At 64.2% G+C, this 14,143-nt stretch carries 8 protein-coding genes and 1 pseudogene; 4 read left to right on the top strand and 5 right to left on the bottom strand.

The window, feature by feature from the left end; translation table 11 throughout:
• Positions 1 to 47: 47 nt before the first annotated feature.
• The 4 genes from AC1AYD_RS04730 (at position 48) to rhuM (ending at position 6,573) form a co-directional block, all read left to right on the top strand.
• Positions 48 to 3,236, top strand: coding sequence for a DEAD/DEAH box helicase (locus AC1AYD_RS04730; protein WP_476502309.1), 3,189 nt, complete (start codon positions 48 to 50; stop codon positions 3,234 to 3,236).
• A 469-nt stretch (positions 3,237 to 3,705) separates the two neighbouring features.
• Positions 3,706 to 4,773 (top strand): metallophosphoesterase, encoded by a 1,068-nt coding sequence (locus AC1AYD_RS04725; protein ID WP_476502262.1) that lies wholly within the window; start codon positions 3,706 to 3,708, stop codon positions 4,771 to 4,773.
• A gap of 193 nt (positions 4,774 to 4,966) precedes the next feature.
• Positions 4,967 to 5,122, top strand: coding sequence for a hypothetical protein (locus AC1AYD_RS04720; protein ID WP_476502261.1), 156 nt, complete (start codon positions 4,967 to 4,969; stop codon positions 5,120 to 5,122).
• A 140-nt stretch (positions 5,123 to 5,262) separates the two neighbouring features.
• Entirely contained in the window at positions 5,263 to 6,573 is a 1,311-nt protein-coding gene (gene rhuM / locus AC1AYD_RS04715; RefSeq protein ID WP_476502260.1) for a RhuM family protein, read from the top strand.
• On the opposite strand, the gene msrB is transcribed toward rhuM, so the two are convergent.
• The 5 genes and pseudogenes from msrB to AC1AYD_RS04690 form a co-directional block, all read right to left on the bottom strand.
• Positions 6,477 to 7,544 carry a peptide-methionine (R)-S-oxide reductase MsrB gene (msrB, locus tag AC1AYD_RS04710; RefSeq protein ID WP_476502259.1) on the bottom strand — a complete coding sequence of 356 codons (1,068 nt, stop codon included), beginning with the start codon at positions 7,542 to 7,544 and terminating at the stop codon, positions 6,477 to 6,479. The genes rhuM and msrB overlap by 97 nt on opposite strands.
• A 10-nt stretch (positions 7,545 to 7,554) precedes the next feature.
• A complete protein-coding gene (locus AC1AYD_RS04705) occupies positions 7,555 to 10,293 on the bottom strand; it encodes a bifunctional lysylphosphatidylglycerol flippase/synthetase MprF (protein ID WP_476544759.1) in 2,739 nt (912 codons plus the stop codon).
• A 13-nt stretch (positions 10,294 to 10,306) separates the two neighbouring features.
• Entirely contained in the window at positions 10,307 to 11,818 is a 1,512-nt protein-coding gene (locus tag AC1AYD_RS04700) for an alpha/beta hydrolase (protein ID WP_476502308.1), read from the bottom strand.
• Between the two features lie 631 nt (positions 11,819 to 12,449).
• Positions 12,450 to 12,980, bottom strand: coding sequence for an Hsp20/alpha crystallin family protein (locus AC1AYD_RS04695; protein WP_476502257.1), 531 nt, complete (start codon positions 12,978 to 12,980; stop codon positions 12,450 to 12,452).
• Positions 12,981 to 13,729: 749 nt separating this feature from the next.
• A pseudogene (locus AC1AYD_RS04690) lies at positions 13,730 to 14,014 on the bottom strand (acylphosphatase); the annotation flags it as partial.
• Between the last annotated feature and the right edge of the window lie 129 nt (positions 14,015 to 14,143).

The following is a 14,143-nucleotide window of genomic DNA, read 5'->3' as shown; positions in this document are numbered from 1 at the left end:
TGCGCCTCGGCCATTCGGCCACGACCGCAACCGCAACCACGACCGCAATGGAATCTGACAATGACGCCAGACACTCCGTGATCGAAGGCGCCATCGCCGGTCTCATCGAACCACGGCCGGATGCCCCCGTCACCTATAAGCCCGCGCTCATCTCCAATCGTCCCGGCGGACTCACCATGCACGATCAGCTCAGCGATGCCCTCGCGAACAGCGATTCCTTCGACATCTCCGTCGCGTTCGTCTCGGCCAGCGCCGTTCAGAGTCTGCTGCAATCCTTCGTCGATCATCACGACAGCGAGCCTCGGCACCCTAGCCGTCTGATCACTTCAACGAAGAATCATTTCAACGATCCCCGCGCCTTCTGGGAACTGCTGCATCTGAAGCGCACCGCCGACATCGACGTGCGCGTCTGGGAAGGTTCCGACAACGATTCGGCCACCGAATCGCAAGGCCAACCGTTCCATCCGAAGGGCTACATTTTCGCACGACGTATGCATAACGGCACCCCGTATTACGACCTGTTCATCGGCAGCTCGAATCTCACGGGCGCGGCGCTGAGCACGCAACGCGAATGGAACCTGAAGGTCTCCTCCCTCGCCGATGGCGAACTGGTCCAACAGGTGCGTGACGAAATCGACTCGCAGGTGGCCGATTCGGTGCCGCTCACCGAGGAATGGATCAAACAGTACGAGGAGGATTTCAAGAAGTACGCGCCGCCACGTCGCGACATCCTCGAATCCCTCGAAGGCCGCGACATCCAGCCGAACACCATGCAGAAGGAGGCGCTGGAGAACCTCAGGAAGCTCCGTGAGCAAGGTGAGCATCGCGCGATCATCGTGTCGGCCACCGGCACCGGCAAGACCTATCTGTCCGCGTTCGACGTGCGCGCGTACAAGCCGAAGCGCATGCTGTACATCGCGCAGCAGCAGATGATCCTCGAAGCGGCGAAGAAGTCCTATCAAAAAGTGCTCGGCTGCGACGAATCGGAACTGGGCATCTATTCGGGCACCAGCAAGCAGCAGGATCGCAAATACGTGTTCGCCACCGTGCAGACGATGCGACAGCCGGAAGTATTGTCGCAGTTCGCTTCCGACGAATTCGACTATGTGCTGGTCGATGAGGTGCATCATGCCGGTGCCAAGGGGTATCAGGACGTCATCGACCATTTCAAGGACGCCGATTTCATGCTCGGCATGACGGCCACTCCGGAACGCACCGACGGCATCAACATCTTCGAATTGTTCGGCCACAATATCGCCTACGAAATCCGGTTGCAGAAGGCGCTGGACGAGAACATGCTCTGTCCGTTCCACTATTACGGCGTCGCCGAATACCTCGGTTCCGACGATGATCCAGATCAGGCCGCGCATCGCCTGGACGTCACGCAAGGCCTTGACGCGAAACAATCGAAGCAGCTCAAGTACGAGATCAGACAGCTCGCATCGGAAAAGCGCGTGCGCTACATCATCGACAAACTGCAGGAGTACGGGCAGTTCAACGTGCCCGTCACCGGGCTCGTGTTCTGCAGCCGTCAGGAGGAGGCGCACGAATTGTCGCGCCTGTTCAACCAGCAGTGGAACCAGCAGGCGGAGCGCCTCTACCGGACGGCCGCCGTGACCAGCACGGACGCCGACGGCAAGCAAGTCTCGCAAGCGCAGCGCGACGAGTACGTGCGGCAACTCACCAAGGGCGAACTCGATTATCTGTTCACCGTCGACATGTTCAACGAAGGCGTCGATATTCCCGCGGTCAACCAGATCGTGATGTTGCGCAGCACGGAATCCAGCATCATCTTCACCCAGCAGCTGGGTCGTGGTCTGCGCAAGTTCCCGCATAAGGAAAGCGTCGTCGTCATCGACTTCATCGGCAACTACACCAACAACTACCTGATTCCGGTCGCCTTGTACGGCAATACCGGCGACCGCGATCGGGCGCGCAGGAACCTGCAACGCAAGTCGATCGGATTGTCGTCGATCAGCTTCGACAGAATCGCTAAGGAACGCGTGCTGAAGTCGTTGGACACCGCCGACTGGTCCGAGATGAAGAAGCTGTCGGAACAGTATCGTCAGGTGAGGTACGAGCTCGGTCGCATCCCGATGCTCATGGATATCTACGCCTACGACTCCTCGCTGCCGTACACGCTGGCGTCGAAGCGCAGCAACTATCTCGACTTCGTGCGGTCACGCGAGAAGAGTCTCGGCGGTGGGAAAACGGCCAAAGCCAGCAAAGCCAAGGAGACGTCATTCGCAGACCAGTTGGAACCGGTGAACGAGGTCGAGGACGCGATCCTCAAAATGGCGACGGAACTGCTGCTGCCGGGTATCCGACCGCACGAGCTCGTCATCCTCGATCGGCTGTGCCGGTTCGCGGACGAACGGCCGGGCGGCGACGCCGCCGCTGAAGCAGAGTGGGCACCATCGGCACCAATCTCCCGTAGCACACTCATCGACGCGATCCGCGCGGACTTCCCGCAAGCCGACCTGTCCAGCGTGCAATTCGACTCGGCGATCGGCGTGCTCGACTACTCGTACTTCACCGGGCCGAACAGCAAACGCTTCGGCGGGCAGCCGCTGATCGACGCGACGGACGTCGCCGGCGACAGCGGCGAACCCGCGTACCGACTGAACGCGACGTTCGCCGCGATGCTCGCCCGGAACCGGACGTTCCGCATCTTCTTCGCGGACACGCTGCGCACCGGACTCGCCAACTGCCGCGACCTGTTCCGGGAGGCGCGCGAGAATCGGCGCACGTTCGACCGCGCGTTCCTGTACGAACGCAAATACTCGATGGCGGACGTCATGCGGCTGTGCGGATGGCGCAAGGAGAACACGCCGCAGAACGTAGGCGGGTATCTGCTCGACAAGGAGACGGGCACGATGCCGATCTTCGTGAAATACGCAGCCAGCCAGTACGAAGACGAATTCCTCAACGCACAGGAGATGCGGTACTACAGCAAGAACGGACGCACGCCGCAGTCGCCGGAATTCCGGTGGGTGCGGGATGGCGTCGGCTCGGCGGAGTGGGACCGCACGCACTTCGTGCCACTGTTCGTCATGCGCAAGGCGGAGGAGGCGGATGGCCGGTACTACTACGTCGGCCATGTCGCCGCGTTCGACCATCCGACGCTCACGACGAAACCCACCGCGTCCGGCGAGGGCCGCGTGAACGTGACGCTCTCCACGCTGCGACTCGCCAAACCACTCGACCCGGAACTCTACCGCCATCTGACCAGCTGAACCGACCAGCCGAGGACAGGGGTTGACGCAGCAAACACAACGACTGGTAATTCACCACCGATTCCAACGGCTCCCGAAGGCAAAGCTCGATTTTCCATCGGCTTTGTCTTCGGGATAGCATCGAAACGGCTTCCATAGGTCCTTCGGGGCTTCCGTAGATAACTGAAGACAATTTCGCAGAGAACGCCATAGCCAACTTCGTTGCAATGACGCCGTTTTCGTTGACCTGGCCATAAGGATTTCCCCGGACGGAAACCTACGGAAACGACAAACCACCTACGGAAGACGCAACATCGGCATATGCGTCGACTCATCGGACCACCATAGGCAAGCGGCAAGAGAGTGGGATAATCAAGACGAACAGCGGCGGCGCGGCCGTAGTGCAGTCACAGTATGCCCTTGGCAGGCTCAGGAAGGAGCCTCGGTGAACTGGCGGGGCCGGCAAAGTCCAGACGGAAGGAACAGAATCATGCGGATTGATGATCTCATATTCGGCACGTACGACGCCGACGACCAAGACGGGTCTGCGGCCATCGCCAGAGCGCGCGTACTGCCCGAACCTCCGCAACGTGCGAAACGATGGCGGCGCGGTCTCGGCCAAAATGGCTCGCGCACCGACCGTATCCTCTTCTCCGGCGACATTCATTGCAAAGGCGCGAAGATCTGCCCGATCATCGAGGAGGCTGCGGAGCGTACCGACGCCGGCGTGATTGTGCTGCTTGGCGATCTGCTCAATGAGTGGGACGCCAGTGTCGCCGGCGAGGTCGCCGCGTTCGAGCGGCTCGCGGACTGGGTGAACCGACAGCGCGACCGGCGCGAGGTCATCGTACTGCTTGGCAATCACGACCTCACCTACTGGGTGGATCCAGGAACGGCCGACCATCGTGCGTTCCGCGACACCTGCCCCGGCTACAACGACGGCGCCTACCGAGACGTGCATTATCTGCTGCACATGATGTACCCGCAGCTCGCCTATGGCCTCACGGACGCGCGCGGGAATCAGGTACTCGCCTCGCATGCCGGAGTCACGCAGACATGGTGGGAATGGGTGATCGGCAAACTCGCCGACGCAGGCGAGCCGCTGCCGGGCGACGATTCCGATGGAGAGCCCGCCAGGAACCTCTTCACACCCAACGCGGAGCAGGCGGCAGATGCCATCAACACGTTCGCGCAGGGGCATATCGGCGGCGGCATCCGGCCGTTCGGCGTGATGGTCGGGGCCGAACGCGGCGGTTTCCCCGGGACGATTCCGTCGCCGGTCTGGGCGGGCATGGAGGAGCTGGCGTTCGACCCGCTCGTCGGCTACCGGCAGATCGTCGGCCACTCGCCGATCAATACGGTGCTGTACCGCCGGTGCGGTGTCGGCACGGGAACACTCACCACAGCTGGACGCCCGTCGAAACGCAGCCGTGCAGAGTTGTGGTATTGCGACACACATTCGCTATACCGCAGCGGACGACCGATCGGCGACGGCTCGCTCCTGCTGTACGACTGTGCCAGCGGTGGCGCATGGAGTGTCATGCCACGCGTGCGGTGATGCAACTTCGACGGAGCGCATCAGGAGGACCGTCATCCCACGCATTTTGAACGGGTCATAGCATCTTCGTATGCATCGCGTCTTGTGGCGCACGGAACGGCGTGGTTTCATGGTGCTCACATTCGTAGCGGGGTACGGCGGTCAACGATCCCGCGACGATTGTCGCAATGATGGTTACCGAAAGAAGGAGGTCATGATGGTGTTCACCACACTGGATTTCGCCGAACGTTATCTGCTGAAGACCGAAGTAAGGACCTCCGCGTCCATGTCCGAGAACGCGTACGGCCACGATGATGCTCCGGCGGACGGACCGGTCGACTCATACCAGCGTTACGCCTATTCGTACTGATTCACGCTGATTTTGCGCTGATTTTGCGCTGAATCACACCGATTCGCGCCGATTCGCGCCGATCGGCGACGTACGATTCCGAGAGGACGACGAAGCCATATCCGCCGTGTTGCATATAGCACATATGCTATATTGGGGATATGAAAAGCATTGAGGAGCTGCGCGGGGAGCGCCGGCGACTGCACGTCACGCAGGGCGCGGTGGCGAAGGCCATGGGGACCACCCAGTCGGCGCTGTCGCGCGCGGAACGCGAGGGAAATCCGACGCAGGATTTCCTGCAGCGGTACGAGCAGGCGCTCGACGCCCTCGCCAGCCCGCTCACACCGGCCACGGCGAGCCTCACCGGCATCATCTTGCCCGATGCCGATGATGAGCCCGACGTGGCCGCATCATCAGACATCGTCACGAACACGCCGCCCCACGAATCAGCCAAGAACATTGAACTGTACCGTTCCGAGGACGGCACCATACAACTGGAAGTCAATGTGAACGGCGACACGGTATGGCTGACTCAGGCCCAGATGGCGGAACTGTTCGACCGTTCCGTAGCGTCGATTTCTCGACATATCGCCAACGCCATCGCGGAAGGAGAAATCAACGGAGAAAGCAATTTGCAAAAAGTGCAAATTGCCCACTCCGACAAGCCCGTCACCTACTACGATCTCGACGTCATTATTTCCGTGGGCTATCGTGTGAAATCGCAACGCGGCGTGCAATTCCGCCGCTGGGCCACCACCGTGCTGAGGCGATACCTCATCGATGGCTATGCGGCCAACAAGCGACGTCTGGAACAACTGGGAAGAATCGTCAACGTGCTTGCCCGCAGCGACAACCAGCTGGCGGCCGGCATCGCGGATGTGGTATCAAGCTACCTGCCGGGATTGGACATGCTGCGCGACTACGATGCGCGCGAACTATCTCCTGAACCGCAAACACATCCGGTCTGGAAACTCGGAGCCGATGACGTCCATGCTCTGGCGATGCGCCTGCGACAGGCGTACCCCGCCGATTCGTTGCTCGGACGGGAACGGGGCGAATCCGTGGAACGCATCATCGGCGCCATCTATCAGAGCTTCGACGGCCAGGACCTGTACCCGACAGTCGAGGAGAAAGCCGCGCATCTGCTGTATTTCATGGTCAAGGACCATCCGTTCGCCGACGGCAACAAACGTATGGCCGCCGCACTGTTCGTGCGATTCCTTGAGGGAAACGCCGACGCCTTCGCCGGCGGCCATACGCCGGAAATCACCAACAACGATCTTGCGGCCATCACGTTACTCGTAGCGGTAAGCGACCCTGACGAAAAGGACGTGATGATTGATTTGGTAGAACGGATGCTGGCCGAGCCGCGCCGTCACTCGCCGGCCACACCGGCCACACCAGCCGCACCGGCACCATCCACACCGTCACCGTCGGCATCGCCGTCGACCGCCGGGATCCACTTGGCGTAGCCTTCGGCCTCCATGCGGGAGCGAGGCACGAACCGCAGCGAGGCCGAATTCATGCAGTAGCGCAGGCCGCCGCGGTCGGCGGGGCCGTCCTCGAACACGTGGCCGAGATGGATCTGCGTGTCCGCGGTGCGGATCTCGATGCGCGGGCGGCCGGGCACGCGGTCGTCGGCTTGCTCGGTCAACGAGGAGGCTTCCAGAGGCTTCGAGAACGCGGGCCAGCCGCAACCGGAATCGAACTTGTCGCGCGACGAGAACAACGGCTCGCCGCTCACGATGTCCACGTAGATGCCCGGCTCGAACGTGTGGTCGTACTCGTTGACGAACGGGCGCTCGGTGGCGGCGTTCTGCGTCACCGCGAACTGTTCGAGCGTCAGGCCCCAGATCTTCTCCACGTACTTCTGGCGGCGCTTCACGTTCGCGATCGCGGCGAGCGGGATATGGCAGTAGCCGCCGGGATTGTTCACCAGATAATCCTGATGATGCGCCTCAGCCGGGTAGAAGTTGCGCAGCGGCTCGATGAGCACGGCCGGACGCTGCGGCTGGCGGTCGATCAGCTGCTCGATCGCGGCGATATAGGTCGACCGCTGCGCATCGGACGTGAAGAACATGCCAGTGCGGTACTGGCGGCCGGAATCCTCGCCCTGACGGTCCACGGAGAACGGGTCGATGACCTCGAGGAACAGCAGCGAAAGCGTGCGCAACGTCACGCGCGACGGGTCGAACGTCACCTTCACGGTTTCGGCGGCGTCGGTCTGCCCCGCGCACACCTGCTCGTAGGTCGGGTTCTCGACGGTGGACTGCGCGTAGCCGACAGTCGTGTCGGTCACGCCGTCCACGTTCTGGAAGTAGCGTTCCAGCCCCCAGAAGCAGCCGCCCGCGAAATAGGCGACGTTCGTCGCGGGCGCGGAAGCCCCGCCCGTCACGCCCGTCACATCCGTCGCATTGCTCTTGTTCTCGTTCGTATCAGTCATGTCCCCAAGACTACTTGCGCAGGGTCCTGAGCATGCCGGCTATCTCGCCGGGCGTGACGGACGGCACGTAGGCGTGGGTGACGGCCAGGCCGATCTGCGCGAGCTTCGCCGCATCCGGGTAGCACACGTACACGGGCTCTTCGCTCGGTTGGAACTTGCGTTTGAAGTTGAACAACGAGTGGAATCCGTACGCGGGTTCCATCCAGTCGGCCACGAGCTGGAGCGCATGCTGCAGCACCTCGATGCCGTCACCGGCGCCGCCCGGCAGCGTGTTGTCCCGCTCCGGATTCATGCCGGCAAGCGGCGCGGCGGACAGGCTCATGAACTCGACGGCCGACCCAGCCCCAGCCGAGCCAGCCCCATCCGAACCAGCCGAAGCCCCCTCATCCCGCAACCGTTCCGCCATACGCGCGATCAGGAACTCCATCACGCCGTTCGGGCTGTCCGGACGATGCCGCATGAAGTCGAGCGTCCATCCGACGATCCTCCCATCGCGCCACGTGGGCAGCCAGCTGGTCACGCCGAGCACGCGGCCGTCCGCGTCCATCGCGTACAGCAGCCGCACGCGCGGGTCGCGCAGCTCCTCGACGCCACCCAGCGTGAACTTCATCTCCGGCAGCGCCTTGCCCTGCGCCCACTCCTCGGAGATGTCCTCGATCTGCTCGCGCACGTCGAGCGACGCGTCGAGGAATGTGGAGTACACGTCCACAACGCCCTGCCGCTTCGCCTTGTTGATCGCGGTGCGGATGTCCTGCCATTTCTTGCCGGTCGTCTTCCACTGCCGCGGGTCGACGACCATCTCGCCGCCCACTTCGATCGACTGCCATCCCATCGCGAGCAGCCGGTCGCGCTGTTCGCGATGCACCGCGTAGAACGCGGGCGTCAGCGACCGCGACGCGCAATACTTCGAGAACGCGATCAGATCATCATCCCACTCGGACGGATCGCCGAACGGCCCGGTGCAGGTGAGCGCCACGCCGTCCCACACACGATACGCGACCGCGGACCGCCCGGAATCGGACATCCAATACTCGTTGCCCTCCCACGTGGTCATGAAGCTCATCGACTCGCCGCCGGCCTCGACGAGCCGTTCCGCGCGGGCGCGCGCACGCTCGTCGACCGCCGTCACGTCGCCCATCCACCGCACGACGACCACCAGCACGACGATCCAGAACACGAGTCCCACGCCCTGGTACACGATCGACGCGAGCGGCGTGACCGGCACGAACGCGAGTCGCACGTGACTGAGGAAACCAATCGGCAGGAACCGTCCCGGCAGCTCGGCGAGCAGCGTCGCGGCCGTGGCACGCGGCGCGAACTCGCCCGGAAGCGCGAGACCGTACAGCAGGTACACGGCCGTGCATGCGAGCAGCGCGAGCACGCACGCCGTGACGCCGCCGGCGAGACGCCGCCATCCGACGCGCACCGGGAACCGGCGCAGACCGACGAGCAGCGCCACGGCGAACGCGAACGGCGGCAGCGCGTTCGCGACGCACGCGGCGAACGCGCCATGGTCGACGAGCGAGTAGACGCCGTCCGGCGCGAACCGCAGCGGCACGACGAGATAGTAGGCGACCGCGACGCCCGCTGTGACGAGATTGACGGCGATGGAGGCGACTGCGGCGAACCGGCGGCCGCGGTACAGGCCCCACGCGAGCACGAGCGTGACGGCGGTGGGCAGCAGCGAGCGCAGCACCGCGCCGGGCATCGACGTGCGCAGCAGGTCAAACTGGAGGAAGCAGTCGGTGCGCGTGGAGCCGGCGATGCAGCGGGCGAGCGTGCCGTCGTCGGCCGCAGCGGGGCTCATGATGAGTCCCAGCGTGCTCAACGGCCCGGCGTGCGTGTGCGCGGTGATGGCGAGCACCGGGCCGAGCGCGAGCACGACGGCGATCGCGGCATAGAGGCGGCGGATTTCGTACGAGGTGCCGCGCAGCCAGTGCCAGCGGGTTTCGGCGGATTCGGTTCCGGCCGAGGCGTCGGTTTCGGCGCGCGTCGCGTCGTGCGTCGCGTCGAGCGCGCCGACGCGACGTTCGCGCTGCCGCATCACCACGCCGGCGACATGGCCGATGATCGCGGCGGCGAGGATGCAGTAGCCGCCGGGATTGCCGCTGTACAGCAGCGTGACCAGAATCGCCACGTAGCCGACGAGACGGATGCGCTGCCGCCACAGGTGCGTGCAGTACGCGCTGGCGGCCATCAGCGCGCCGACCGGCAGCGTGAGCGGGCTCAGCACGAACGAGATGCGCTCGATGATGCGGGTGTCATGCAGCAGCGACCCGGTCGCGGCGCATAGCGTCAGTCCGACGATCACGCCGCCGAGTGCGCATGCGACGGCGATGCGCACGGTGCGCGCGCGGCCCAGCCATCGTTCGGCGATGGACAGCATGACGAGCCACAGCAACGCGTCGAAGACCAATTGGATGACGCCGCGTGCGAGGAACAGCGAGCACAGGAGCTTGCCGAAGCTGAATTCGGCCATGCTGGTGTGCAGGCGCAGCGGGAAGTCGAATCCGGTGACGGCCGCCGCGATCCACGCGACGAGATTCACCGCCGTGAACGCGAGCGTCGCGCCGACGGCGAACCGGTGCGCGTCCGCCCATCGGCGTGCGTCGCCGGCGAGCGCCTGCCACGCCTGGGTGGTCGGCCGGGGTTTGCCGGCCTGCCGGGGCTGAGCTTGCCGGGTCTTGCCCGACTGCCGGGGCTGCGCCTGTCCGGCCGTCCCGTTCCGTTGTGCTTTCTCTCCGCTCATTCCTGCACCTCCATCATTCCTGCACCTCCACTTGCGGGTAATCCTTGACGGCCTTCGTCATCGCGCCGAGCCCGGTGCGCGCGCTGAACCAGTCGACGCCGGGCTTCCACACGGCCTGCACCGCATGCCAGTCGTGGCCGTGGCCGGGCACGACGATCTCGGTCACGTCGCCCACGCCGGCCTTGCGCGCGGCCGCGGCGATCGTGCGCATGTTGCGCACCGAATCCTTGTCGCGTTCCCCCGCGCCGGCGAACAGCGCGAGGCCGCGCGCCTCGCCGGGGTCGAGCGCGGCGAGCGCGTTGACCGGCACCTGCGCGTCGTAGTCGGCGCGACGGCCGCGGAAGTAGTTCTTCGTCATGTCGGCGACGGACCCGTTGGTCGGCTTGAGTTCGCCGTCGACGGGCAGCATCGCGCCGTACAGTTCCGGGTGGCGCGGCGCGATCTGCGTCGTGCACGTGCCGCCCTGCGAGAATCCGCCGATCGCCCACATGCGCGGGTCGGTCGCGACGGGCAGCGTGCGTTTCGCCCACGCGACGACGTCGCGCGTGAGATACGTTTCCGCGTCGCCCTGGCTGGTGTCGGCACACAGGCTGTTGTGCGTGTCGGCGCCGTTCTGGTCCGGCACGACGACGACCGGCGCGAGACCGTCATGCGCGTCGGCGTACGCGTTCATCATGCGCGCGAGGCCGGCGGCCGCGACCAGCCGCCCCGGACTGCCCGGCTGCCCGGCGAGCAGTTCCATGACCGGCAGCCGCGGCGGCCGCTTCGCGAGCGCGGCCGGCGGCAGGTACACCATCGCCTTGCGCGCCGCGAAATGGGATTTCGTGTTCGGGATGGTCACGGACAGTATGCGGCCGTGCGCGGGATGGTCCGGCGCGTCGTGGCGCTCGGCTGCGGCGCGCCACTGCGCGACCGTCATCGCCGCGCGGTGGATGGTCACCGAGTCAATCGACGCGTACGGCGTGTACCCGACGACGCTGCCGACGGTCTGGTATTCGCCGAAGATCGCGTCAACGCGCAGCGCGGTGGCGAGCAGCGTGAGCGGGATGAGGATGACCGCAATCGCGCGGGTGATGCGGCGAGCGACGGCGCGGGGCGCGCGGCGACGGTTCGCGACGACGATTACGGCGGCGATCGCGCCGAGACCGGCGAACCCGCAGGCGACGGCGATGATGACCGGCCAGCCGAGCGAGACGCCGAACACCATGATGCCGTCGGAGATGAACCATGCGAGGAGCAGGCCGATGAGGCCGGCGGCGAGCGCGGCGGCGAGGATGGCGAGCGCGGGAAGGAAGGCTGCGGACGGGGTTGCGGAGGCTGGTGTGACGGCGGAATCCGCGGGCTTGCCGGGAGCCGGGCTGGAAGCTTGGCTGGGAGCCTGGCTGGAAACCTGAGTCGGGCGGACGAGCGCGACGGCGAGCGATATGACGAGTGCGACCGCGGCGCATGCGGTGACTATGAACACGGTCCGCGGCAATACGCCCCGGACCAGCGACACCTGCATCAACCATGCCGATGACGCCATATCCAATGTTGAGACCGAAGCAGAACCCATCTCGATCATCCCCATGACATACTTCACCATGCGCTTCACAATGCGCACGTAAGCCTAACGCGCGATTCAGGAAGAGCCGAGAAAACCCAAGATTCTCCCCGACGATTCCCATGATTCACTCAGGTTGGGCCACAGGCCCCGTCCTTGATTGCGGGCGGGGTGTCGGCTCCCGGCGAAGCCGGGTGGGGGAGAGATAGTTGCAAACGTCACGTTCCAGCTATCTCTCCCTCAGTCAGCCTGCGGCTGACAGCTCCCTCGTCAGAGGGAGCCATAAGGAAGGCGGCAACCCCTGCACAACGACAAAAGAGGCCGGCGCATCGGGGATGATTCTCGATGCGCCGGCCTCTTGTTGGCTGGCATTGTTTCCGCGTCGCCCGTCTACTCAATCCCAAGGAAGGGGGACGTATGGGGCGGACGGCGTACCGTCAGACGTGCTCAGTCTGAGCCTACAGACAGCCACCGGGCTGCCTGCTTAACGGCGTCTCCTCCGGCCCTGCAATTACGGACCGGCCTACGGCCGGGCTCAGACCTGCCTTCGCTCGGCTTTCGCCTCGCTCAGGCTGAGCCTACAGACAGCCCACCGGACTGTCTGCTTAACGGCTCAGCCTTCAATCGCGATCTGGTGCTTGGACTCGACTTGCGGCTGGGCCTGCATCTTCGGAACCTGAATGCACAGCGTGCCATTGTTGTAGCTGGCGTGGGTGTCGGATTCCTTCACCTCGTCGCCCACGTAGAAGCTACGAGAGCAGGAGCCCATGTAGCGTTCGCGACGCAGCCAACGACCGGACTCGTCGGAACCGCAGGCGCACTGCTCGCCCTTGCCCTGGGCGTCGGAGGCGTTCGCGGACTCCGGAGCCTTGTCCTCATGCTCGCTGGAACGCGAGGCGGACACGGTCAGGTAGCCGTTGTTCAGCTCGAGCTTGATGTCGTCCTTCTTGAAGCCCGGCATATCGATGTCCACGTCGTAGCCCTTGTCGGTCTCACGCACATCCGTGGTCATCATGTTCGCCATCGTGTTCGCCGGCATCATGGAGCCCATCTGAGAGTCCATGTTGCGCCAACCCTCGAAGAACGGGTCATCGAACAGATCGGAGAACATCGTGTCATTCATCAAAGCCGGAAACATCGCCATAATCGGTACTCCTTCAACAAGGAGAGAACACGGCTTGGCTACCGTCCCGCCCGCCGCCCTGCCATAGGCGGCGAACGGAAACGGATATCGTGGCCGGTTCCGGAACCCCTTCCGGGGCTCTCACCTTCGCCTTTCACTTCACTCAATTCCCGAGAGCCCGAATCATTCCACGGTTTTACCCACAGTGAACATGCCCGGGAATCAGCGAATACGGACGCGAACCCGCGAATGCGCATGGTTTGGAGGGCGGTGTGCATGGTTCAGAACGCAACCTGCATGGTTTCCGGAGCAACCTGCACGATTCCCGGGGCAATGTGTAGTCCTCCGGACCGAACGTGTACGGTGTGGTGCCGAAGAACGCCCTGGCACAGGCACAAGCGCCTGCGCAAAAGCCTGGAATTCCGCCAAACGTCCTACCGGCCGACAGAGCGAACAGGCGGCTCTTCACGCCGCCACCCCACAGGTTCGCTCAGATGGACTACACGTTCGTTCCGCAATCATGCACGTTCGCCCCGGAACCATACACAACCAGTCAGAAACCCTACACAACGCCCCGCAAACCATACACATTCGCCATACGGCCAGCCTATGCGCCTACCGCATACGGGATATAACGCGGCCCAAAGGGCAACGAAGCGGAGCCACCGCGCGATCAACGCCATTCAGGCATCGGGATAGACGCGGAAGGAATCGGCCCGTTCCGCCGCACGGCGAGAACCGTCCCCGACACGGGAACCTCGCTTGGAGCCAATGCCGGCACGCATCCCGGCACCGTCTTCCGCCGGGATCTCGCGCACTTCCACATGCTCGACCTGCGACCAGCGGGGGCCGACCTTCAGCGCGCTGATCAGCTGCGCGACCGCGGCGCGCGACCCCTGCGCCTCGACCTCCACCGAGCCGTCATAGCGGTTGCGCACCCATCCGGACAGTCCGCCGATCGCGCGCACCTTCGTCACCACGAAGTAGCGGAATCCCACGCCCTGCACCATGCCCGTCACCACGGCATGCACACGGATGATCTCATCACTCATCATTACTCATTCCAATCGTTCGATAGGTCGGCGTCCCCTTCGCAAGGACGGGAACGGGAAGGCAAAGAAGACAGGGACCGGGAGAGACTGCGAGAAAGTAAGGGGAAAGGGCCAGGGGGCAGGCCCTTAGGC

It is taken from the genome of Bifidobacterium sp. LH_426 (genome assembly GCF_056356875.1).
Note: the sequence above shows the minus strand (reverse complement) of the source record. Positions and strands in the feature narration are given on the sequence as shown.